This is a genomic window from Streptomyces sp. NPDC104761, from assembly GCF_055583445.1.
Window position 1 is genome coordinate 226,005 of sequence record NZ_JBVJNZ010000002.1, and the last position, 22,703, is coordinate 248,707.

The window sequence follows — 22,703 nt, forward strand, 5'->3', positions numbered from 1 at the left end:
GGCACGGGCCGTGGCATCCACGGTCACCACCGAGCCGTCGGAGAACCCGGCGGCGCCGTCCCGCCCGGGATACGGACAGCTGCTGCGCACCCGCGGCGCCTGGACGTTCCTGCTCCCCGGTTTCGCGGCGCGCCAGCCGTTCGCGATGCTCACCATCTCCATCGTGCTGCTCGTGCAGCACACCACCGGCTCGTACGGCGCCGCGGGCGCCGCCGCGGCCGTGACCGGCGTTTCCATGGCACTGTTCGCGCCCTACAGCGGCCGCCTGGCCGACCGCTACGGGCAGCGCGCGGTACTGGTCCCCGGTGTCCTCGTGCACACCCTGTCGGGCCTCGCCCTGACGGCGCTCGCGCTGGCGCACGCGCCCCTGTGGGCGGTGTTCGCGGCGGCCGTGCCGACCGGCGCCTCGGTGCCGCAGATCGGCCCCATGGTGCGCGCCCGCTGGGGCGTCAAGCTCCAGGACTCCCCTCTGATGTCCACCGCCGCCGCCTTCGAGTCCGTCACCGACGAGCTCACCTTCGTCTTCGGCCCGCTGCTCGCCACCGCCCTGTGCACCACCGTGGCCCCGGCCGCCGGCCTGGTCACGGAGGCCGCGCTCACCCTCGCCGGCGGTCTGCTGTTCGCCGCCCGCAAGAGCACCCAGCCCCAGGTGACCGGCGCCGGCCACGCGCGCGTGCGGCACGCCTCGGCGCTGCGCGTCCCGGGCGTGCGTGTGCTGGTCGTCGCCTTCCTGGGCATCGGCTCCGTCTTCGGCGGCATGCAGGTCTCCCTCGCCGCGTTCACCGAGTCGATCGGCGAACCCGGCCTGAACGGCGTCCTGTACGGCACCTTCGCCGCGGGGAACATGCTCTCCGGCGTCGTCTGCGGCGCGCTCGCCTGGAAGGCCGCCCCGCACCGGCGCCTGGTCGTCGGCTACACGGCGCTCGCGCTGACCGCGTCGGCGCTGTGGACGTCCCACTCGGTGCTCGTCCTGGCCGGTCTCGGCCTGCTCGTCGGCATGTGCATCGCGCCCGCCCTGATCACCGGCTACACGCTGGTCGAGGGCCTGGTCCCGGCCGGCGCCCGCACGGAGGCGTTCACCTGGCTGACCGGCGCGGTGGCGCTCGGCCAGGCGGCCGCGGTCACGGTCGCGGGACAGCTGGAGGACCGGCTGTGGGGCGGCGCCGGGTTCCTGGTGCCAATGGCGGGCACCGTGCTCGCCCTGGCGACCCTCCTGGCGCTGCGTTCGCGGCTCGTCACCCGGCCCCGGAACCGTACCGTCGCACGTGGCGTCGGTCACCGCGTACCGCTGACGGTGGACTGATCCTCGGGAATACGTCAGTATGGACCGTCGTTAGCACTCACTGAGTGAGAGTGCCAGGAGGAAGACAGTGCCGACCTACCAGTACCAGTGCACCGAGTGCGGCGAGGGCCTCGAGGCGGTGCAGAAGTTCACCGACGACGCCCTGACCGAGTGCCCCAACTGCGGTGGCCGCCTGAAGAAGGTGTTCTCCGCGGTCGGCATTGTGTTCAAGGGCTCGGGCTTCTACCGCAACGACAGCCGCGGCTCCTCGTCGAGCAGCAGCCCCGCGTCGAAGTCGTCCGGCTCCGCGTCCGCGGGCACCTCGTCCGAGTCGAAGTCGTCCGACTCGAAGGCTTCCGAGTCGAAGTCCTCGACGTCGACGTCCTCGTCCGGCTCGGCCAGCAGCTCCGCCGCCTGAGACCCCACCCCCTGGGACCCCGCCGTCGAGCGACAGCGGGGTCCGGGGCGTTCCCCGGCCCCGGCGCCCGCCCGCCAGGGCGGCCGGTCCGGGCGGGCAGCTAGTGTGCTGCGCATGGTGAACGCAGAGATCGGTGTAATCGGCGGTTCCGGCTTCTACTCGTTCCTCGACGACGTGACCGAGATCCAGGTCGACACGCCCTACGGGCCGCCCAGCGACTCCCTCTTCCTCGGCGAGATCGCCGGCCGCCGGGTCGCCTTCCTGCCCCGCCACGGACGCGGCCACCATCTGCCGCCGCACCGCATCAACTACCGGGCCAACCTCTGGGCGCTGCGCTCCGTCGGCGTGCGCCAGGTGCTCGGCCCGTGCGCGGTGGGCGGTCTGCGCCCCGAGTACGGCCCGGGCACGCTGCTCGTGCCCGACCAGCTGGTGGACCGCACGAAGTCCCGGGCCCAGTCGTACTTCGACGGACTGCCGCTGCCCGACGGCGCCGTGCCGAACGTGGTGCACGTCTCGCTGGCCGACCCCTACTGCCCCACCGGCCGGGCGGCCGCCCTGAAGGCGGCGCGCGGCCGGGACTGGGAGCCGGTGGACGGAGGCACGCTGGTGGTCGTCGAGGGGCCGCGCTTCTCGACCCGCGCCGAATCGCTCTGGCACCAGGCACAGGGCTGGTCCGTGGTGGGCATGACCGGCCATCCCGAGGCGGCGCTCGCCCGTGAACTGGAGCTCTGCTACGCGTCGTTGACGCTGGTCACCGACCTGGACGCGGGCGCCGAGACCGGTGAGGGCGTCTCGCACGACGAGGTGCTGCAGGTGTTCGCCGCCAACGTGGACCGACTGCGGGGCGTGCTGTTCGACGCGGTGGCGGCCCTGCCGGAGAACACGGCACGGGACTGCCTGTGCACGAACGCGCTCGGCGGCATGGACCCGGGGTTCGAGCTGCCGTAGGGCGTCCCCGACGCACGGGCTCTCCCCAGGGCGGATACGGGCGGAACTCCTCGTTCGGGTGGCCGAGTTGTCCACAACCGGTCGGTAGCCCACCGGCTCCGGCGGGTTTCGGCGCGAGACCTCATCGTGGTCTCGCAAGCCGATTCCTCGTCGCCGGTGGTGATCCCCGTGTCCGTCGTTCCCCCGTCCCCCTGTCCCGCGCCTCCACCCCTCCGTGTCCCGCGCCCCCTGGGCACGGACGCCCCCGCCACCTGCGAGGTCCCGTACTTCGAACCGGTGCGGGTGCGCGGCGGGCGGTACCTGCTGGACCGGCTGCTGCGCCACCGCGGGCGGGCTCTCGCGGCCGGTCTCGCGGTCACGGCGGCGGCCCTCGTCGCGGCCGGCCCGCGCACCGCCCTCGACCCCATGCGGACCGCGCCGCCCCGGGGCCACCCGGCCGTCACCCCGCCCACCCAGCCGGTACGACGGCACGCCCCGCCCGTGGACATGGTGACGGCACCGGTGCGGATCGCCGACGCGGCCACCGTCCGGCTGCTGCGCCCCGGCGACCGGGTGGACGTCATCGCCGCCGGGGATCCGGCGGCGGGCGGACAGGCCCGGGTGATCGCGCGCGGGGTGCGCGTGACGAGGCTGCCGGAGCCGGTCGACGCGGCCGCGGAGAGCGGAGCGCTGGTCGTGCTGTCGGTCCCGCGCGCCACCGCGGCACAGCTGGTCGGCGCGAGCGCCACGGCCCGGCTGGCGGTGACGTTGTGCTGAACAACCTGGGGCGATTTTCGGGACGCTTTGTGTCAAGTCGCTCGTTCGAGCTGCGGGATTGGCCCGAATGGCCGCACGGTGCCGTAGGTTGCGGAGCGTTTTGTTCCACAGCCTGTGCATGCGAGGAGAGTCCCCGAGGTGAGCGCGAAAAAGGAACCGAGTATCTGGCAGGGCTTCAAGGCCTTCCTGATGCGCGGGAACGTCGTCGATCTGGCAGTCGCGGTGGTCATCGGCGCCGCGTTCACGAACATCGTCAACTCGGTGGTGAAGGGGATCATCAACCCGCTGGTCGGGGCGATCGGCACGAAGAACCTCGACAGCTACAGCTCGTGCCTGAAGCACCCGTGCGCGCTGAACCCGGACGGCACGGTGAAGAGCGGTATCCAGATCATGTGGGGCTCCGTCCTGGGAGCCACGCTGAGCTTCGTGATCACCGCGGCTGTCGTGTACTTCCTGATGGTCCTGCCGATGGCGAAGTACCTGTCCCGGATGGAGGCCCGCCGCCGGGCGCGGGAGGGCACGCACGAGGTGGTCGAGGTGACCGAGCTGGAGGTGCTGAAGGAGATCCGCGACGCCCTGGTCGCGCAGCGCGGAAACGGTCACATCCAGCGATAGCGGCGCCGTCGCGGACGCTGCGGGCGGTCGCGCGGGCGGCTCAGAGGTGGTGGGGCGGCTTCTCGTCGAGGAACCGCTTGAGGTCGGCCGCGGAGTCGCCCTCCGGGCGGTCGCCCCATCCGCGGTCCGTGTCGTCCGAGGACTGGCGGTCCAGCGGGTCGTCGAAGATCAGCGCGGGCTTCGGGTCGCGCGGCGCGGGCTCGGGGGCGGATGTCATGCCTCAAGACTACGGCGCGCACGGCTCAGGTCCGCCCGGGCAGCCCGGCGGCCCCGGCCGCGGTCCTGCCGCCCGCCGTGTCGCCGGCGGCCCGCTTGCGGCTCCGTTCGCAAGCCGGTGCCCTTTTCTGCTCTGCTGGACGCATGACGTCGAGTTCTCCTCCGGCTCCCGCCCCTCAGCACACACCCCAGCCCCTGCGGCCGCTGCGCCGCCTCACGGCACGCGGGCGCGAGGAGTCCCACCGGGTCTCCTCGCCACTCGAACTCTTCTTCGACCTGTGCTTCGTGGTGGCCATCGCGCAGGCGGGCGCGGGACTGGTGCACGCGGTCGCCACGGGGCACGCGGGCGAGGGCGTCCTGACCTACGCGATGGTGTTCTTCGCCATCTGGTGGGCCTGGATGAACTTCACCTGGTTCGCTTCGGCCTACGACAACGACGACGCCCTCTACCGGGTCGTCACCCTGGTCCAGATCGCGGGCGTGCTGGTGCTGGCGGCCGGTGTCTCGCGGGGCTTCACGGAACACGACTTCGCACTGGTCCTGATCGGTTACGTGATCATGCGGCTGGCGCTGGCCTCGCAGTGGCTGCGAGCCGCGCGGGAGGCCCGGGGAGCGGAGCGGGCCATGGCGCTCCGGTACGCGGGCGGGGTGCTGCTGTGCCAGGTCGGCTGGGTCGCTCTCGTGGTGCTGCCGGCGCACGCGCGCCCCTGGGTGTTCCTGGTGATGGGGATCGCCGAGCTGTGCGTGCCCGTGTACGCCGAGAAGGACCACAGCACCACCTGGCACCCGCACCACATCGCCGAGCGGTTCGGGCTGTTCACGATCATCGTGCTCGGCGAGACGATCGCGGCGGCGACGGTGGCCGTGAAGTCGGCCGTGGGCGAGCACGACGCGTTGAGCGAGTTGCTGCCGATCGCGGCGGGCGGTCTGCTGATCGTCTTCTCGGCCTGGTGGATCTATTTCGTGGTTCCCATCCACGGCCACCTGCGGTCCAACCGCGAGTCCTTCCTGTGGGGTTACGGCCACTACCTGATCTTCGCGTCGGCGGCCTCGATCGGCGCGGGCATCGAGGTGACCGTCGAGGAGGCGGTCGGCAAGGCGCACATCTCGACGACGGCCGCGGCGGCGGCGGTGACCGTGCCGACGGCGCTGTACCTGCTGACCGTGTGGGCACTGCACTCGCGGCACTTCAAGGTGGGGCTCGCCCAGCAACTGGTGCTGCCGGTGACGGCGCTGCTGGTGGTGTGCTGCACGTTCCTGGGCGACTGGGCGGTGCCGGCGGCGGGCTTCGTGTCGGCGCTGGCGGTGGCGACCGGGACGGCGCTGACGGCGCGCGCGGCCGCCGAGCGCCCGATGAACGCCACCGCGGAGGCCTCCTGACCGGGCCGCAAGGGCGTGGAGCTGGGCCAGACTTGCCGTCATGACAGTTGACGCATTGACGGACGTGGCCGGACTGCGGGTGGGACATGCGACCCGCGCCGGTGACGGCTGGCTCACCGGCACCACGGTGGTCCTCGCTCCCGAGGGCGGCGCGGTCGCCGCCGTCGACGTACGCGGCGGCGGTCCGGGCACCAAGGAGACGGACGCGCTCGATCCGCGCAACGTGGTGCAGCGCGCCGAGGCGATCGTGCTCACGGGCGGCAGCGCGTACGGGCTCGACGCGGCGTCCGGGGTGATGGCCTGGCTGGAGGAGCGGGGGCGCGGGGTGCGGGTGGGGCCGGATCCGGCGCACGTCGTGCCGGTGGTGCCCGCCGCCTGCGTCTTCGACCTGGGGCGCGGCGGGAACTTCGGGGCGCGGCCTGATGCGGCGCTGGGGCGTGCGGCGGCGGAGGCGGCCGGGACGAGCATGCCGGGGGCCCCGGTGCGGGAGGGGTGTGTGGGGGCCGGTACGGGCGCCGTGGCCGGGGGGCTGAAGGGCGGGATCGGCAGCGCGAGCGTCGTGCTGGACTCCGGGATCACGGTGGGCGCGCTGGTGGTCGCCAACCCGGCCGGAGCGGTGGTGCAGCCGGAGACCGGTGCGTTGTACGGGGAGTTGTTCCAGGGGCGGGTGGAGTATCCCGAGGCCGGTGTGCACGAGGCCGCGCGCAGCCGGCTCGCGGAGGCCGCCGCCAGGAACGCGCCCCCGCTGCTCAACACCACGCTCGCGGTGGTCGCGACCGATGCCGGACTCTCCAAGGCGCAGGCGCAGAAGCTGGCCGGGACGGCGCACGACGGGATCGCGCGCGCCGTGCGGCCGGTGCACCTGCTCAATGACGGGGACACGGTGTTCGCGCTGGCGACGGGGGTGCGGCCGCTGGACGAGCACCCGCTGGCGCTCAACGAGATCCTCGCGGCCGGCGCGGACCTGGTGACCCGCGCGATCGTGCGGGCGGTGAAGGCCGCCGAGTCGGTGGACGGGCCGGGCGGGGTGTGGCCGTCGTACGGGGAGTTGTACGGGGCGCGCTGACCACGGCCGGGGCGCGCCCGGAACCTTGCGCGTACCTGTCGATTGTCCTGGTTCTGTCACGTGATGGCGTTCGCGGGCGCCGGAGGGAACCCCGAGGGGGGCCTTCGGCCTCTTTCTCCACGCACTGGAGCGGATCACGCACATCACAAGAACTCACACGAACCTGGAGCAGCCCGTGACAACGCCGGACATCGCAGCGCGGCGCGCACTGGGGGCCTGTGCCGCCCTGTTGGTCGGCGCCCTCACCCTCACCGCCTGCGGCGGCAACGCCAACGCCGACGCCAAGAGCGACGGCGCCAAGAGCGGGCAGGACGCCGCCGCGAAGACGTCGGCCGCGAAGATCGTGATCTCGGCGAAGGACGGTTCGACCGGCGCGTCGATCAACACGACCGGCGTGCAGGTCAGCGACGGGAAGCTGACCGACGTCAAGATGACCGTGGCGGGGTCGGGGCAGGCCGTGGACGGCACCCTCTCCGCGGACGGCGGCACGTGGAAGCCGAAGGAGCAGCTGGAGCGCGGCACGAAGTACGAGATATCGGCGACCGCCAAGGACGCCAAGGGGCTCACGGCGGCGGCCAACTCCATCTTCACCACCGTCGACTCGGCGAACAGCTACATCGGCACGTACACGCCGGACAACGGGACGACGGTCGGCGTGGGGATGCCGGTGTCGTTCACCTTCGACAAGGTCATCACCGACAAGAAGGCCGTGCAGTCGCACATCACGGTGAGCTCCAGCAGCGGCCAGCAGGTGGCGGGGCACTGGTTCGGTGCGCAGCGCCTGGACTTCCGGCCGCAGGACTACTGGAAGGCCGGTTCCAAGGTCACGATGAAGATCGACCTGGACGGCGTCGAGGGCGCGAACGGCGTCTACGGGGTGCAGAAGAAGACGGTGACCTTCACCGTCGGCCGTTCGCAGGTCTCCACGGTGGACGCGAACACGCAGACCATGACCGTGATGCGGGACGGCAAGCTCCTCAAGTCGGTGCCGGTGTCCACGGGCAGCCCGGAGCACACGACGTACAACGGGCAGATGGTGATCTCCGAGAAGTTCACCCAGACCCGGATGAACAGCCAGACGGTCGGCCTGGGCGGGGAGTACGACATCCCGGACGTGCCGCACGCGATGCGGCTGACGACGTCGGGGACGTTCATCCACGGCAACTACTGGTACAGCCAGAGCAACCCGCCGTTCGGGCGCGAGGGCACCAGCCACGGCTGCGTGGGCATGGCGGACGTCCAGGGCGCGCAGGGCGACACGACGGCCAAGTGGTTCTACGACAACTCGCTGATCGGGGACGTCGTGATCGTGAAGAACTCCCCCGACAAGACCGTGCAGCCGGACAACGGGCTCAACGGGTGGAACCTGTCCTGGAGCGAGTGGACCGCCGGAAGTGCCGTCTGACCGGCACCTTTTGACTGATCGTCGGGCCGCGCGGGAACTTTTCGCGCGGCCCGCGCGTTTTCCCGGCGTACGTTTTCTCGGTTCCCGGACATGATGTCCGACCGAGGGGCTACGGTATGCACCCACAAGGTGACATGCAGCAACGCCGGGAGAAACCTTGAGCGTTCCGTACGAGACGGCAGCGTACGAACCAGCCGAGTCGCCCGAGTCTCCGGAGGAGCACCTCGCGCGGCTCCTCGGCCGTGCCCTGAACTCCTTCGAACTGCCGGACGAGGCCATCAGGCAGCTGGACTGCGCGCTCGCGCACGACAGTTCGCTGCACTCCGCGCACCACAGCGCGGGACTGCACCGGGAGACGTACCGGCACACCTGGCTGCTGGCCGACGGCTCCGCGGTCACGCTGTGGGAGCTGGTGCACAACACGGTGCCGGGCGGCGACCCGCAGCACGAGGTGTACATCGACGAGGAGGAGCTGCGGGCCGCGACCGCGCGGTTGCCGCTGCCGCCGGACGCCCCGGACTTCGAGCTGCCGGTGCTGGTGACGCTGGCGCCGGTCCCGGAGCCCCGGCACGTGTACGTGCCGGACGACTCGGCGGACCACGCGCGCCGGCTGCTGCGCCGCGCGGAGAACCCCGACAAGCCGGACGGGGAGACGGCGGAGGCGCTGTCGACGGCGTTCGCGCACCAGATCACCCAGGCGTTCGGACGGCCGGGGCGAGCAGGCCGGCCGGGCCTGGTCTTCTCGCTCTACGAGCACGCCTTCCTGCTGCGGGACGGCCGGGAGCTGGCGCTGTGGGAGGTCGAGCACACGGCCACGCCGGACGGCCGGCACATGTGCGAGGTGTACCCGTCGGAGGAGGCGGCGAGGGAGGCGATGGAGCGGCGGGCGGCGCGGCAGAGGTAACCCGCTCTCCCCCGTGCCGGGAGGCTCAGCGGCCGCCCAGGCGTCGCACCAGGCCCGCGAAGGCGTCCTGCTCCGCGGGGGTCAGTTCGACGGCTTCGCGGGGCGGAGCGGGCTCGTGCCGGTGCGGGAAGGCGGGCAGGGCGTGTGCTGCGTGCCAGGCGAGGGCGTCGCGCCGGTTGCGGCGCAGCAGGCGCGTCACGACGGCCGCCCAGGCGACGGTCGCCAGGGTGAGCGCGGCCATGCCGATCAGCTGGAGGGTCGATACGTGCGCGGGCATGCGCCCCAGTACACACCACGGTCCGGGACTTTGGTCCCGGACCGTGACGTATCTCGCAGGTGCCGTGAACAACTCACAGCGAATCAAAGAGACAAGGCGGCCGGGCGGTGCGGGGATCAGGCCGCGACCGGCTGCCGTTCCTCCTTCGCGGCGGCGGCCGTCCCGGCGGAACCGCCCGCCGAGGCCTGCTGGGCCGGCTTGCGCAGGCCCTTCAGGAGGACGACCAGGGCCGTGGTGACGCAGACACCGGCGGCGATGGCGACCAGGTAGAGGAACGGGTTGCCGATCAGCGGAACCACGAAGATGCCGCCGTGCGGGGCGCGCAGGGTGGCGCCGAAGACCATCGACAGGGCACCGGTGATGGCGCCGCCCACCATCGAGGACGGGATGACGCGCAGTGGGTCGGCGGCCGCGAACGGGATCGCGCCCTCGGAGATGAAGGAGGCGCCCAGCACCCAGGCGGCCTTGCCGTTCTCGCGCTCGGTCTCGGTGAAGAGCTTGCCGCGCACGGTCGTGGCCAGGGCCATCGCCAGCGGCGGGACCATGCCGGCCGCCATGACCGCGGCCATGATCTTCATCGCGGAGTCACTGGGGTTGGAGACCGCGATACCGGCGGTGGCGAAGGTGTACGCGACCTTGTTGACGGGCCCGCCGAGGTCGAAGCACATCATCAGGCCGAGCAGGGCGCCGAGCAGGACGGCGTTGGAGCCGGAGAGTCCGTTCAGCCAGTCGGTCATGCCCTTCTGCGCGGAGGCGATGGGCTTGCCGACCACCACGAACATCAGGAACCCGACGATCGCCGTGGAGATCAGCGGGATCACCACCACCGGCATGATGCCGCGCAGCACCTTCGGGATGTCGATCTTCTGGATCGCCATCACCACGCCACCGGCCAGCAGACCGGCGACCAGGCCGCCGAGGAAGCCGGCGTTGATCGTGGAGGCGATCATGCCGCCCACGAAGCCGGGGACCAGGCCGGGCCGGTCCGCCATGCCGTAGGCGATGTAGCCGGCCAGGACCGGCACCAGGAAGCCGAAGGCGACGGCGCCGATCTGGAACATCAGGGCGGCCCAGCTGTCGGACTGCGTCCACACGAAGTGGTTCAGCACCGACGGCGCGGACTTGATCTCGTAGCCGCCGATCGCGAAGCCGAGGGCGATCAGCAGACCGCCGGCCGCGACGAACGGCACCATGTAGCTCACGCCGGACATCAGCCACTTGCGCAGCTTGGTGCCGTAGCCCTCGCCGGCCTCGCCCGCGCGCTCCACCGGCGTGGCCGGTGCGGAGCCGGACGTCGCCTCGCCGCGGGCCGCCTTGGCGCGGACCTCGCCGATCAGCTCGGCGGGGCGGTTGATGCCCGCCTTCACGCCGACGTCCACGGTGGGCTTGCCGGCGAAGCGGTCCTTGTCGCGGACCGGAACGTCGTGGGCGAAGATCACGCCGTCCGCCGCCGCGATGACCTCGGGGTCGAGCCGGGTGAAGCCGGCCGAGCCCTGCGTCTCGACGACGAGTTCGACGCCCGCCTCGCGGCCCGCGTTCTCCAGGGACTCGGCCGCCATGTAGGTGTGGGCGATGCCGGTGGGGCAGGAGGTGACCGCGACGATGCGGAACGGGCGCTCGCCGGCCTCCGGCCCCGCGTCCCGGGTGGCCGCTGCGGTGCCGGCGGAGGCCGCCACCGGCGCCGCAGCGGTGTTCTGGGAGGCGCTCGCGGCCGCCGCCGCGCCCTCGGTGGGTGCGGGCCTCTCGTCGCCGCGGATCAGCGCCGCCGCCGTCCCGGCGTCGCCCACCGACCGCAGCGCGTCCGTGAACTCGCCGTTCATCAGCTGGCGGGCCAGCGAGGAGAGGATCGTGAGGTGGGCGTCGTCGGCGCCGGCGGGGGCCGCGATCAGGAAGATCAGGTCGGCCGGGCCGTCGGGGGCGCCGAAGTCGATGCCCGTGGCGCTGCGCCCGAAGGCGAGCGTCGGCTCGGTGACGTGGGCGCTGCGGCAGTGCGGGATGCCGATGCCGCCGTCGAGACCGGTCGGCATCTGGGCCTCGCGGGCGGCCACGTCGGCGAGGAAGCCCTCCAGGTCGGTCACCCGGCCCAGGGCCACCATGCGCTCGGCGAGGGCGCGCGCCGCCGCTTCCTTCGTGTCGGCGGACAGGTCGAGATCGACCAGGTCCGCGGTGATCATGTCGCTCATCGCGGGCTCCTATGCACGCGTATCGCCCGGAGTGTGGGGTGGGCGGGGATGGGGACGGGGGTGCCGTGGGGGGCGAGGTGGGAGGCGGGGCCGGGGAAACCCCGCCTCCCGGGCACGGCGGGGCGGCTCAGGGTGCCCCGACGGCCCGTCGGCGCGGCGAGTAACGAGACCCCTCGCCGCTCCTGGGCCGGTGGTCGGCGGGCGGTGCCGGGACGGAGCACAGCCGGGTGAGCGGTCGTACGAGTGGTCGTGCGAGTGGTCATGACACCGGCTCCGTCAGTTCGCGGTCGACGGGGACGCGGTCGGTGAGGGTCACCGCCGTGGGGTCCAGGTCGGCCGGGGTGGGCATCACGCTGCCGGGCAGCTGGACGGCGGCGGCGCCGTGCGCGACGGCGGAGGCGAGGGCCTTCGGGCCGCTGCCGCCGGCGACGAGGAAACCGGCGAGGGAGGAGTCGCCGGCGCCGACGTTGCTGCGGACGGTGTCCACGCGGGCGCTCGCGAACCAGGCGCCCTCGTCCTCCACGAGCAGCTGGCCGTCGGCGCCCAGGCTGGCGAGCACGGCGCGGGCACCCATGCCGCGCAGTTCCTCGGCCGCCTTCAGCGCGTCGCCCACCGTCGCCAGGGGGCGCCCGACGGCCTCCGCGAGCTCCTCGGCGTTCGGCTTCACCACGTCGGGCCGCGCGCGCAGCGCTTCGAGCAGCGCGCGCCCCGAGGTGTCCAGCGCGATGCGCGCGCCCCCGGCGTGCGCCCGGGTGACGACGTCGGCGTACCAGGAGGGCGCGAGGCCGCGCGGGAGGCTGCCGCAGCAGGCGATCCAGTCGGCGTCGCGGGACTGCTCGCGCACGGTCTCCAGGAGCAGTTCCTGCTCGTGGGCCGAGAGTTCCGGGCCCGGCGCGTTGATCTTGGTGAGCACCCCGTCGGACTCCGCGAGGGCGATGTTGGAGCGGGTGGCCCCGGCGACCGGGACCGGCGCGACCTCGATGCCCTGGGCGTCGAGCAGGTCGGCGACGAGCGCGCCCGGCGCTCCGCCGAGCGGCAGGACGGCGACCGTGCGGCGGCCTGCGGCGGCGACCGCGCGGGAGACGTTGACGCCCTTGCCGCCGGGGTCCATGCGCTCGCCGGAGGCGCGGATGACCTCGCCGCGCTCCAGGGCGGGGACCTCGTAGGTCCGGTCGAGGGAGGGGTTGGGGGTGACGGTGAGGATCATGCCCGTACCGATCGTGGTGCTCGTGGTGCTCGTGGTGCTCATGCTCGTACTACTTCCGTGCCGCCGCGCTCGATGGCGGCGGCGTCCTCGGGGCTGAGTCCGCTGTCGGTGATCAGCAGGTCCACGTCGCCCATGTCGCCGAAGCGGGCGAAGTGCTCCTGGCCGTGCTTGGCGGAGTCCGCGAGCAGGACCACCCGGCGGGCCGCGGCGACGGCCGCCCGCTTGACCGCGGCCTCGGCGAGGTCGGGGGTGGTCAGGCCCTGGTCGGCGGAGAATCCGTTGGCGGCGACGAAGAGGACGTCCGCCCGGATCTCCCCGTACGCGCGCAGCGCCCAGGCGTCCACGGCGGCGCGGGTACGGTGCCGTACGCGTCCGCCGACGAGGTGGAGCTGGATGCCCGGGTGGTCGGCGAGGCGGGCCGCGATCGGGAGGCTGTGGGTGACGACGGTCAGGGTCGCCTCCAGCGGGATGGCCGCGGCCAGCCGGGCGACCGTGGAACCGGCGTCGAGGATCAGGGTGCCCTCGGTCGGCAGCTCCGGGACGGCGGCCTTGGCGATGCGGTCCTTCTCGTCGGCCGAGGTGGACTCGCGTTCGGCGAGGTCCGGCTCGAAGTCGAGCCGCCCGGCCGGGATGGCACCGCCGTGCACCCGGCGGACGAGGCCGGCGCGGTCGAGGGCCTTCAGGTCGCGGCGGATCGTCTCCTGCGTGACCTGGAACTCCTCGGCGAGCGACACGACGTCCACCCGGCCGCCGTCACGGGCGAGCCGGAGGATCTCCTGCTGCCGCTCCGGTGCGTACATGCGCTGCGCCTCCACTCAAACGTACGTCCGGTCATGCCCGACCGCGTCCGACTCATGCCCGAACTTGTGGTTTCGCGAGGAGGCTACGCCGCGATTTCCGGAAAGTAAACAGGTTCGGGCCACAAACGGACATGATCGGGCTTTCGGCCCTGTTCAGGGCGGCTCGGAGGCGCCCATGCACCCCGTCCGACCCGCGTCCGCACATCCGCGCACCCGCGCGGAAGGGCCCGGCGCCTTCCGGCGCCGGGCCCTTCGGGCGGTGCTGGTCAGTGGACCGGTTCGGCCTGCTGCGCCGGGCGCTTGGGCAGGGCGGACATCAGGAGGAGGATCACGGCCATGACCGCGGCCACCCAGAACAGGGCGTGCTGGAAGGCGTGCACGTAGGCCGGGCCGATCCCGGCCCGGGTCGGACGGTCGCCGATGACGCCGTAGAAGACCACCGAGACCAGGCCGAGGCCGAGCGCGTTGCCCATCTGCTGCACGGTGTTGATCAGGCCGGAGGCGGAACCGGCGTGCTCGCGCGGCACCTCCGAGAGCACCGCGTCCGTCAGCGGGGCGACGATCAGGCCCATGCCCGCGCCCATCACGACCAGCGGCAGGGCCATCTGCCAGGAGGCGATGGCGAGGCCGTAGCGGTGCGACTCCCAGACGTAGAGCAGGACGCCGACGCCCATCAGCAGGGCACCGGCCTGCAGCACCTTGCGGCCGAAGCGGGGGACCAGTTTCTGCACGGACAGGCCGGCCGCGACCGAGACGGAGATCGAGAACGGCACCCCGGTCAGGCCGGCGTGCAGCGGGCTCCAGCCGAGGCCGACCTGCAGGTACAGCGTCCAGACCAGGAAGAAGATGCCGAGCGCCACGCCGAAGACGGTCTGCACGGCGATACCGGCGGCGAAGCTCTTGACCGCGAAGAGGGAGGGCTCGATGAGCGGGGAACCGTCGCGGACCGCCTTGCGGCGTTCGTAGGCGACCAGTACGGCGAAGACGGCGAGCGCGCCGGCCATCGACGCGTATCCCCACAGCGGCCAGCCCAGCGCGCGGCCGCGGGTCAGCGGATAGAGCAGCATCAGCAGGCCGAGGGTGACCAGGGCGACGCCGACGAGATCGAGCCTGAGGGCGTGCGGGGCCCTTGATTCGCCGATGTAACGGCGGCCGAGGAGAAGGGCGGCGATGCCGACCGGGAGGTTGATGAGGAAGATCGGGCGCCATGCGAGGCCGAGGAGGTTCCACTCGGTGAGGAGCGCACCGAGCAGCGGTCCGGAGACCGCGCCGAGTCCGACGATCGCCCCGAACAGGCCGAAGACCTTGCCGCGTTCGTGGGCCGGGAAGGTCGCGTGCACGATCGACAGGACCTGCGGGACCATCATCGCGGCCATGCCGCCCTGCAGGATGCGGGAGGCGACCAGCATCTCCGGGTTCGCGGCGAAGCCGCAGAGGGCCGAGGCGACGGTGAATCCCGCGACGCCGATCAGGAACAGCCGTTTGCGGCCGTGGATGTCACCGAGACGGCCACCCGTGATCAGGCCGGCGGCGAAGGCGAGGGCGTAGCCGGCCGTGATCCACTGGATCTGGCCGAACGAGGCACCGGCGTCCCGCTGGATGGAGGGGACGGCGATGTTGACGATCGTGACGTCGACGAGGTCCATGAAGGCGGCGGTCATGACGATGGCCAGGGCTAGCCAGCGGTGCGGTGCACCGGGGGAGGCCGACGTGTCGAGTGCCGTCGGGGTGGGTGTGGTGGTGTCCGTGCCGGTTCGTCGTGGCTGGTCGCGCACCGCGGCCGAGCCGCTGGTCGATACAGTCCCGCGCCCCTGCGGGGCGCCTGTGGCCGTGGAAGTCATGGTCGTACCGTAGGGACGCACTAGGCCAGATCCTGTCCTAGTGGTACGGCATCCTCGTCCGTATGACGACAGACACTCCGGCACGGCTGCTGCAGCTCCTGTCTCTTCTCCAGACGCCCCGCGAATGGCCCGGCGGCGAGCTCGCCGACCGGCTCGGGGTGTCGCGGCGTACCGTGCGGCGCGACATCGACCGGCTGCGGGAGCTGGGGTATCCCGTGGAGGCCAGCAAGGGGGCCGACGGCGGGTACCGGCTGGTCGCGGGGAAGGCGATGCCGCCGCTGCTGCTGGACGACGAGGAGGCCGTCGCCATCGCGGTCGGGCTGCGGGCCGGCGCGGGGCATGCCGTGGCGGGGGTGGACGAGGCGTCGGTGCGGGCGCTGGCGAAGCTGGAGCAGGTGCTGCCGGCCCGGCTGCGGCATCGGGTGACCACGCTCCAGGCCGCGACCACACCGCTGACCAGCGGGGACGGGGCGAGCATCGCACCCGAGACGCTGACCGTGATGGCGTCGGCGGTCGCCGGACGCGAGCGGTTGCGGTTCGCCTACCGGGCGGCGGACGGGAGCATGACACGGCGCCAGGCGGAGCCGTACCGGCTGGTGTCGACGGGACGGCGCTGGTACCTCGTGGCGTACGACCTCGACCGCGACGACTGGCGGACGTTCCGGGTCGACCGGGTGAGCGAGCCGTTCGCCACCGGCGCGCGGTTCGCTCCGCGGGAGATGCCGACGGGGAGTGCGGCGGAATTCCTGCGGCGGTCCATCCAGCGGCGGCAGGAGACGTACGGGTTCGCCGTCGCGTTCGCCGGGTCGGTGGCGGAGGTGGGGGCGCGGCTGCCGGCGTGGCTGGGGACGCCGGTGGAGGAGGAAGGACGCGCGGGCTGGTGTGTGGTGCGGGGGGACACCGGGGATCCGGTGGAGTGGCTGGCGGTGCGGCTGGCGATGGTGGGGTGCGAGTTCGTGGTCCGGGAGCCTGCGGAACTGGTGACGTGCGTACGGGAGCTGGGGGGCCGGATGAGCCGGGCCGGGGTGGGTGAGGAGTGCGGGTGAGTGAGGGCCGGGGGGCGCGCCGCCCTGCGGCACGACTGCCCGCAGCTGTGTAGCCCCGTAAGGGGCGTGGGGAACTGCGCGACCAGCCCCCACGCGGCCGCGGCCGGATCGCAACCGCTACGCGGCCGGCCCTTCCCACGCGAACCCCCGTAGCGCCGCCAGGTTCTGCAGGGCCAGGGCTGCCGGGCCCTCCGGCCCCGTGGGGGCGGCCGTGCCCGAGGCCCAGGATTCGACGGCCACCCTGACCGCCGCACCGGCCACCGCCGCGGCGAAGCGGAGGCGGGCCGGCGGGGCGGCGGCCGCGCCGGAGGCGCCCGCGCCCGTGCGCTCCGCCAGGATCGACGTCAGGAGCTGGTCCGAGGACTGGCACACCTCCGCCCACACCTTGCGCAGGGCCGGGCTCGCGTCGGCCAGGTGGATCAGGGTGCGGACCCATTCCCAGGAGGCCGCGGAGACCCCGGCGCCGGGGGTCAGGGTGTGCCGGACGGCGTGTTCGAGGGCCTCGGGGACGGAGAGGGAGGCGGGGGCCGACCGTACCGCCTCCGCCCAGCGGCGGGCGCCCGCCGCGTAGAGCGGGGCGACCGCCTCCTCCTTCGTGGCGAAGTAGCGGTAGAACGTGCGGGGCGCGATGCCGGCGGCCTGTGCGATGTCCTCGGCGCGCGTGGCCCGCAGGCCCCGCCGTACGAAGAGGCCCGCGGCCGCCCGGGCGATCTCCATGCGGGTCTCCGCCTTGCGCCGTTCCGTGAGGGAGAGGTGGGCGGTGTCCTGCATGGGGGTGTTGCCGGTGGTGCTGGGGGTGCTCACCTCGGCAGGCTATGCCTCTGTGGCAGAATCTGCCATCCGGTGGTTCACCCCGTGGTTCAGGTACGGGGTGAACCACCGTTTCAGCATGCCCGGCGGCGCCGGATCCCGGCAAACGCGGCCCGCCGCCCGCGCCGTGCAGAGGCGGAGCGGCAGAGGTGGAGCCGGGCTCCGGCACCCGGGGGGGATGGGCGCCGGAGCCCGGCTCTGGGAGAGTCCCGGCGCCGGGGGGATGGTGCGTCGGGACGTGGCTTGTGGGCAGGCCGGGCGTCAGGGTGTCGTGGCCCCGCCTGCGGCTGTCGCGCCGTCAGGAGCCATAGGCCCCACGGGAGGTGGTGCGCTCTGGACCCCGACTCCCCGGCCCTGGATGGTTGTTCCCTACACGCGGAGCCGTGAAGCGGCGGTACCGCGCCATGTTTGCGCCGTCTTTCGCCACCCGGCGCACGCGCCCCGGCGTGAGCGAGGTCCCGCGTGCACCGGTCACGCGAGCCCCACTCGTGGTGAACCCCCGCCCCCGTACAGCCCCTTTACGCCGCCGGCTCGAACCCGGTGGAGCGGGCCAGCTTCTTCAGCTCGAGCAGTGCGTGCTTCTCGATCTGGCGGATGCGCTCGCGGGTCAGGCCGTGCTCCTTGCCGACCTCGGTCAGCGTGCGCTCGCGGCCGTCCTCGATGCCGTAACGCATCTTGATGATCGAGGCCGTGCGCTGGTCCAGGCGACCGATCAGGTCGTCCAGTTCCTCGCTGCGCAGCAGGGTCAGGACGGACTGCTCGGGGCTGACCGCCGACGTGTCCTCCAGGAGGTCGCCGAACTGGGTCTCGCCCTCGTCGTCCACCGACATGTTCAGCGACACCGGGTCACGGGCCCAGTCGAGCACGTCGACGACGCGCTCCGGCGTGGAACCGAGCTCGGTGGCGATCTCGGCGGGCTCCGGGTCGCGGCCGTTCTCCCGGTTGAACTCGCGCTGGACGCGGCGGATCCGGCCCAGCTCCTCCACCAGGTGGACGGGGAGCCGGATGGTCCGGGACTGGTCGGCGATGGAGCGGGTGATCGCCTGGCGGATCCACCAGGTGGCGTACGTCGAGAACTTGAAGCCCTTGCGGTAGTCGAACTTCTCGACGGCGCGCACCAGGCCCGCGTTGCCCTCCTGGATCAGGTCGAGCAGGGGCAGACCGCTGCGCGGGTAGCGCCGGGCGACGGCCACGACCAGGCGGAGGTTGGAGCGGATGAAGACGTCCTTCGCCCGCTCGCCGGCGGCGACGAGCGCCTCCAGTTCCTCGCGGGTGGCGTCGGACGCGGACTCCTCCTCGCCGTCGAGGACCTGCCGCGCGAACACACCCGCCTCTATGGTCTGGGACAGCTCGACTTCCTTGGCGGCGTCGAGAAGCGGTGTGCGCGCGATCTCGTCGAGGTACATGCCGACCAGATCGCGGTCGGCGATCTCGCCGCCATGGCCGCGAACGCCATGGGCGCGAACACTGCTTGCCGAGTCGGCCGTCTCGCCGTTGGCGGCGGACTGACGACGGGCGACGGCACGGGTTGCCATGCGTGCTCCCTTGCGATGGTGGGCGGGCGGGGTGGTCCTGTCGGTCCTTCTCGGTCCTTCAGCGAATGCTGGGCGCTCGGACTGCAGCGCTCCGGAACTCCACTACTGGAACTCCTCGGACTGTCGTCGAGTGCCCGGCATCTGATGGAAACAACGACTGGAATCCGGACAGAATTCCCATGCTGCCCCCCGAATTTTCTGATCATGCAGTACCCTGTGCGACCACGCGAGGAGGAGCGGTGCCGTCGGAACGTACAGAGGTGCAGGTCAGACCGGGAGCCGAGGGGGACCTCGTAGCCCTCACGGAGATCTACAATCACTACGTTCGTGAGACGTCCATCACATTCGACACGGTGGCCTTCACACCGGAAGAGCGTCGTCCGTGGCTGCTCTCCCACCCGGAAGACGGCCCGTACCGCCTGATGGTTGCCACGTCGGCGGACTCACAGGAGATTCTCGGGTACGCCACATCCAGCCCCTACCGAGCGAAACCGGCCTACGTGACGTCCGTGGAGACCACCGTGTACGTCGCCCCGGACGCCGGGCGGCGTGGTATCGGCACACTCCTCTACACGGCCCTCTTCGAGGCCCTCGCGGGCGAGGACGTGCACCGCGCCTACGCGGGCATCGCGCAGCCGAACGAGGCCTCCACCCGGCTGCACGAGCGCTTCGGCTTCCGGTACGTCGGCACGTACCGTGAGGTGGGCCGCAAGTTCGGCCGCTACTGGGACGTGGCCTGGTACGAGCGCCCGCTGTAGCCGTCCCGCCGGCCCCGCCGGCCCCGCGCACCCCTTCCCCTCACCCGAACTGCACGGACCGCTTCGCCATTCCCATCCAGAACCCGTCGATCACCGACTTCTGCGCGTCCAGCTCGCCGCCCGCCTCCGCCGCGCCCATGGTGACGAAGAGCGGGGCGAAGTGCTCGGTGCGCGGGTGGGCGTAGCGGCCGGCCGGAGCCTTGTCGAGGAAGTCGAGCAGGGCGTCCCAGTCGCGGTTCTCCAGGGCCCGGCGCCCCCAGTCGTCGAACTCGGAGGACCAGGTCGGCACGCCGCTGCCGAGGTGGCGCAGCGCGGCCAGGTTGTGGGTGAAGAAGCCGGAGCCGACGATCAGCACGCCCTCGTCGCGCAGCGGGGCGAGCCGGCGGCCGATCTCCATCAGGCGGACCGGGTCGAGGGTGGGCATGGAGATCTGCAGGACCGGGATGTCCGCGGCCGGGAACATCTCCACCAGGGGCACGTAGGCGCCGTGGTCGAGACCGCGGTCCGGGATGTCCTGGACGGGGGTGCCGGGGGCGCGCAGCAGCTTGCGCACGGACTCGGCGAGCTCCGGCGCGCCGGGGGCCGCGTACCGCACCTGGTAGTAGTGCTCCGGGAAGCCCCAGAAGTCGTAGACGAGCGGGACGGTCCGCACGGCGCCGAGGGCGAGGGGGGCCTCCTCCCAGTGGGCGGAGACCATCAGGATCGCCTTGGGGCGGGGGAGGCCGGCGCTCCAGGCGGCGAGTTCGCCGGGCCAGACGGGATCGTCGGCGAGCGGCGGCGCGCCGTGGCTCAGATAGAGGGCGGGCATGCGCTCCGGTGCGGCGGCGGACATGGCGGCGGCTCCCTCCGGGTGCCGGGCTGCCTTCCCGGCCCCCATCCTTCGACTCTTCACGCTACGGCTGTTTTAAATCTCAAGCTTACTGTTTTAAGTCTCAAGCTTTCTGTGCTCAGCCTACGCGGGACTTGTTTAAGTTTCAAGGAGCGGCCTCGTACAGTGGGACGCATGAATACGGCATCCGGATCCGCCACCACGCAGAGCCGCTGGCTCACCGACCACGAACAGCGCGTCTGGCGCTCGTACCTGCACGCCACGACCCTGCTGGAGGACCATCTGGACCGTCAGCTCCAGCGTGACGCGGGGATGCCGCACATCTACTACGGCCTGCTCGTCGGGCTCGCCGAGGCACCCGGACGGCGGCTGCGGATGACCGAGCTGGCGATGAACGCCAAGATCACCCGGTCCCGGCTCTCGCACGCCATCGCCCGCCTGGAGAAGAACGGCTGGGTACGGCGGGAGGACTGCCCCTCCGACAAGCGGGGCCAGTTCGCCGTCCTGACCGACGAGGGCACCGAGGTGCTGCGGCGCACCGCGCCGGGCCACGTGGCCGCCGTACGGCAGGCGCTGTTCGAGCGGCTGACGCCGGAACAGCAGCAGGCCCTCGGCGAGATCATGGAGATCGTCGCCGAGGGCCTGCAGCCCGACGAAGCGGGCGCGGACCTGCCCTGGCTCCGCTGAGGAGCTCAGGGACAGGCCCGCGTGCGGGTACCCCTACGGTCCGTCGGTGGGCCGCTCAGCGGCTCAGTGGGCGATCACCGGAACCGCCACCTCGTCCTCCGCGCCGTCCCCGGAGACCACCGGCGTGGCTTCCGGCTTGCCGGCGTTGACCAGGCTCACCACGATCACCGAGGCGAGCACCAGCATGCCGACGGCGACCCAGATCGCGTTGGCGTAGCCGTGCACCGCGCCCTCCATCTGGACCAGCTGCTGCTGGGACTTGGAGGTGGCGGTCGCGATGTGGTCCTTGATGTACGAGGTCGTCGCGGACGCGGCGATCGTGTTCAGCAGGGCCGTGCCGATGGCGCCGCCGACCTGCTGCGAGGTGTTGACCATCGCGGAGGCGACACCGGCGTCCCGGGGCTCGACGCCGAGCGTGGCCAGGGACATGGCCGGCATGAACGCCGTACCCATGCCGAGACCGAGCAGCACCATCGCGGGCAGGATCGTCGAGGCGTACGACGAGCCGATCTCGATCTGGGTCATGACCAGCATGCCGGCCGCGGCCACCAGGAAGCCGGGTCCCATCAGCGCCCGGGCCGGGACCCGGGTCATCAGGCGGGTGCCGATCTGGGTGGAGCCGACCATCATGCCCGCGATCATCGGCAGGAAGGCGAAGCCGGTCTTGATCGGCGAGAAGCCCTTGATGACCTGGAGGTAGTACGTCAGGAAGAGGAACGTGCCGAACATCGCGATGATCGCGACGCCGAGCGAGAGGTAGATACCGCCACGGTTGCGGTCGAGGACCACGCGCAGCGGCAGCAGCGGGGCCTTGACCCGCGTCTCGGTGACGACGAACGCGATCAGCAGCACCGCGGAGGCGGCGAACAGGCCCACGGTGGTGGCGTCGCCCCAGCCGTCGGACTCGGCGCGGGTGAAGCCGTACACCAGCGAGACCAGGCCCAGGGTGGACAGGAGCACGCCGGGGATGTCGAGCGGGTTGCGGTTGCGGCCGCCCTCCGGCTCACGGATGACGAAGTACGCGCCGAGCGCGGCGACGATGGCGAAGGGGATGTTCACGAAGAACGTCCAGCGCCAGTCCAGGTACTCGGTGAGCACACCGCCGAGGATGAAGCCGACGGCGCCGCCGCCACCGGCGATCGCACCGTAGATGCCGAAGGCCTTGGCGCGCTCCTTGGCGTCCGTGAACATCACGGCGAGCAGGGAGAGCGCGGCCGGGGCGAGCATGGCGCCGAAGACGCCCTGCAGGGCACGGGCGCCGAACATCATCGCGCCGCTGGTGGCGGCGCCGCCGAGCGCGGAGGCGGCCGCGAAGCCGGTCAGGCCTATGACGAAGGCCCGCTTGCGGCCCCACAGGTCGGCGATCCGGCCGCCGAAGAGGAGGAGACCACCGAAGGCGAGGGCGTAGGCCGTGACGACCCACTGCCGGTTGCCGTCGGAGATGCCCAGGTCGGCCTGGGCGGAGGGCAGCGCGATGTTCACGATGGTGGCGTCGAGGACGACCATCAGCTGGGCGAGCGCGATGAAGACGAGCGCTTTCCAGCGGTTGGCGTCACCGGCCGGTGCCGGTGCGCCAGGAGCCTTTGCGGCTGTTTCAGACATGGGGGTACCCACTTCGTGACTTCATTACTTCGTGACGGAAAGTCGATGGAAGGACGACGGAAGGACGACTGAAGGACGACGGAAAGTCGACCGGACGTCGGTGGAAAGAGGGATCGGTGAAGCGCAGACGGTGTGTTG

Annotated in this window: 22 protein-coding genes; 12 read left to right on the plus strand and 10 right to left on the minus strand. The window is 72.2% G+C overall.

The annotated features are described in order from the left end of the window. Positions 1–10 precede the first annotated feature (10 nt). From ACZ63F_RS07570 to mscL, 5 genes are all read left to right on the plus strand, one after another. Positions 11–1,303 (plus strand): MFS transporter, encoded by a 1,293-nt coding sequence (locus ACZ63F_RS07570; RefSeq protein ID WP_469709591.1) that lies wholly within the window; start codon positions 11–13, stop codon positions 1,301–1,303. Positions 1,304–1,370: 67 nt separating this feature from the next. Continuing rightward, positions 1,371–1,700 carry an FmdB family zinc ribbon protein gene (locus tag ACZ63F_RS07575; RefSeq protein WP_469709592.1) on the plus strand — a complete coding sequence of 110 codons (330 nt, stop codon included), beginning with the start codon at positions 1,371–1,373 and terminating at the stop codon, positions 1,698–1,700. 114 nt (positions 1,701–1,814) lie between these two features. Continuing rightward, on the plus strand, positions 1,815–2,648 hold the full coding sequence (locus tag ACZ63F_RS07580) for an S-methyl-5'-thioadenosine phosphorylase (RefSeq protein WP_351957238.1): 834 nt from the start codon (positions 1,815–1,817) through the stop codon (positions 2,646–2,648). A gap of 168 nt (positions 2,649–2,816) precedes the next feature. Next, positions 2,817–3,404, plus strand: coding sequence for a hypothetical protein (locus tag ACZ63F_RS07585; RefSeq protein WP_469709593.1), 588 nt, complete (start codon positions 2,817–2,819; stop codon positions 3,402–3,404). Positions 3,405–3,542: 138 nt separating this feature from the next. Continuing rightward, positions 3,543–4,019 carry a large conductance mechanosensitive channel protein MscL gene (gene mscL / locus ACZ63F_RS07590; protein WP_469709594.1) on the plus strand — a complete coding sequence of 159 codons (477 nt, stop codon included), beginning with the start codon at positions 3,543–3,545 and terminating at the stop codon, positions 4,017–4,019. Between the two features lie 40 nt (positions 4,020–4,059). Here mscL and ACZ63F_RS07595 read toward each other — a convergent pair whose 3' ends face one another. Continuing rightward, the gene (locus ACZ63F_RS07595; protein WP_352356785.1) at positions 4,060–4,236 is read right to left on the minus strand and encodes a hypothetical protein; all 177 of its coding nucleotides are present in this window, start codon (positions 4,234–4,236) and stop codon (positions 4,060–4,062) included. Between the two features lie 143 nt (positions 4,237–4,379). On the opposite strand from ACZ63F_RS07595, the gene ACZ63F_RS07600 reads away from it, so the two are divergent. The 4 genes from ACZ63F_RS07600 (at position 4,380) to ACZ63F_RS07615 (ending at position 8,990) form a co-directional block, all read left to right on the plus strand. Next, positions 4,380–5,615, plus strand: coding sequence for a low temperature requirement protein A (locus tag ACZ63F_RS07600; RefSeq protein ID WP_469709595.1), 1,236 nt, complete (start codon positions 4,380–4,382; stop codon positions 5,613–5,615). A gap of 40 nt (positions 5,616–5,655) precedes the next feature. Continuing rightward, on the plus strand, positions 5,656–6,681 hold the full coding sequence (locus ACZ63F_RS07605; protein WP_469709596.1) for a P1 family peptidase: 1,026 nt from the start codon (positions 5,656–5,658) through the stop codon (positions 6,679–6,681). A 175-nt stretch (positions 6,682–6,856) separates the two neighbouring features. Continuing rightward, a complete protein-coding gene (locus ACZ63F_RS07610; protein WP_469709597.1) occupies positions 6,857–8,086 on the plus strand; it encodes a L,D-transpeptidase in 1,230 nt (409 codons plus the stop codon). Between the two features lie 157 nt (positions 8,087–8,243). Further along, positions 8,244–8,990: a DUF6227 family protein gene (locus ACZ63F_RS07615; RefSeq protein WP_469709598.1), complete on the plus strand. Its 747-nt coding sequence runs from the start codon at positions 8,244–8,246 to the stop codon at positions 8,988–8,990. Between the two features lie 25 nt (positions 8,991–9,015). Here the strand turns inward: ACZ63F_RS07615 and ACZ63F_RS07620 are convergent, their stop codons facing one another. The 5 genes from ACZ63F_RS07620 to ACZ63F_RS07640 all read right to left on the minus strand — a co-directional run bounded on the left by ACZ63F_RS07620 (position 9,016) and on the right by ACZ63F_RS07640 (position 15,298). Beyond that, positions 9,016–9,267 (minus strand): hypothetical protein, encoded by a 252-nt coding sequence (locus tag ACZ63F_RS07620; protein ID WP_469709599.1) that lies wholly within the window; start codon positions 9,265–9,267, stop codon positions 9,016–9,018. 116 nt (positions 9,268–9,383) lie between these two features. Beyond that, positions 9,384–11,450: a PTS fructose transporter subunit IIABC gene (locus ACZ63F_RS07625; RefSeq protein WP_469709600.1), complete on the minus strand. Its 2,067-nt coding sequence runs from the start codon at positions 11,448–11,450 to the stop codon at positions 9,384–9,386. A gap of 259 nt (positions 11,451–11,709) precedes the next feature. Next, a complete protein-coding gene (pfkB, locus tag ACZ63F_RS07630; protein ID WP_469709947.1) occupies positions 11,710–12,657 on the minus strand; it encodes a 1-phosphofructokinase in 948 nt (315 codons plus the stop codon). A 38-nt stretch (positions 12,658–12,695) separates the two neighbouring features. Continuing rightward, entirely contained in the window at positions 12,696–13,457 is a 762-nt protein-coding gene (locus ACZ63F_RS07635) for a DeoR/GlpR family DNA-binding transcription regulator (RefSeq protein WP_351957229.1), read from the minus strand. A gap of 266 nt (positions 13,458–13,723) precedes the next feature. Then, positions 13,724–15,298, minus strand: a complete 1,575-nt coding sequence (locus tag ACZ63F_RS07640; RefSeq protein WP_469709601.1) for an MFS transporter — start codon at positions 15,296–15,298, stop codon at positions 13,724–13,726. A gap of 62 nt (positions 15,299–15,360) precedes the next feature. Between ACZ63F_RS07640 and ACZ63F_RS07645 the strand changes: the two genes are divergently transcribed. Beyond that, positions 15,361–16,344: a helix-turn-helix transcriptional regulator gene (locus ACZ63F_RS07645; protein WP_469709602.1), complete on the plus strand. Its 984-nt coding sequence runs from the start codon at positions 15,361–15,363 to the stop codon at positions 16,342–16,344. A 117-nt stretch (positions 16,345–16,461) separates the two neighbouring features. Here ACZ63F_RS07645 and ACZ63F_RS07650 read toward each other — a convergent pair whose 3' ends face one another. Together ACZ63F_RS07650 and ACZ63F_RS07655 are read right to left on the minus strand one after the other, a co-directional pair. Further along, positions 16,462–17,061, minus strand: coding sequence for a TetR/AcrR family transcriptional regulator (locus ACZ63F_RS07650; RefSeq protein WP_469709948.1), 600 nt, complete (start codon positions 17,059–17,061; stop codon positions 16,462–16,464). Between the two features lie 611 nt (positions 17,062–17,672). After that, positions 17,673–18,689, minus strand: coding sequence for a sigma-70 family RNA polymerase sigma factor (locus ACZ63F_RS07655; RefSeq protein WP_469709603.1), 1,017 nt, complete (start codon positions 18,687–18,689; stop codon positions 17,673–17,675). Between the two features lie 239 nt (positions 18,690–18,928). Here ACZ63F_RS07655 and ACZ63F_RS07660 point away from each other — a divergent pair, with 239 nt between their 5' ends. Then, a complete protein-coding gene (locus tag ACZ63F_RS07660; RefSeq protein WP_469709604.1) occupies positions 18,929–19,447 on the plus strand; it encodes a GNAT family N-acetyltransferase in 519 nt (172 codons plus the stop codon). Between the two features lie 40 nt (positions 19,448–19,487). Here ACZ63F_RS07660 and ACZ63F_RS07665 read toward each other — a convergent pair whose 3' ends face one another. Beyond that, positions 19,488–20,279, minus strand: a complete 792-nt coding sequence (locus ACZ63F_RS07665) for a dioxygenase family protein (RefSeq protein WP_457695584.1) — start codon at positions 20,277–20,279, stop codon at positions 19,488–19,490. A 171-nt stretch (positions 20,280–20,450) separates the two neighbouring features. Here ACZ63F_RS07665 and ACZ63F_RS07670 point away from each other — a divergent pair, with 171 nt between their 5' ends. Continuing rightward, entirely contained in the window at positions 20,451–20,963 is a 513-nt protein-coding gene (locus ACZ63F_RS07670; protein ID WP_352356803.1) for a MarR family winged helix-turn-helix transcriptional regulator, read from the plus strand. 63 nt (positions 20,964–21,026) lie between these two features. On the opposite strand, the gene ACZ63F_RS07675 is transcribed toward ACZ63F_RS07670, so the two are convergent. Beyond that, a complete protein-coding gene (locus tag ACZ63F_RS07675) occupies positions 21,027–22,565 on the minus strand; it encodes an MFS transporter (protein ID WP_469709605.1) in 1,539 nt (512 codons plus the stop codon). Between the last annotated feature and the right edge of the window lie 138 nt (positions 22,566–22,703).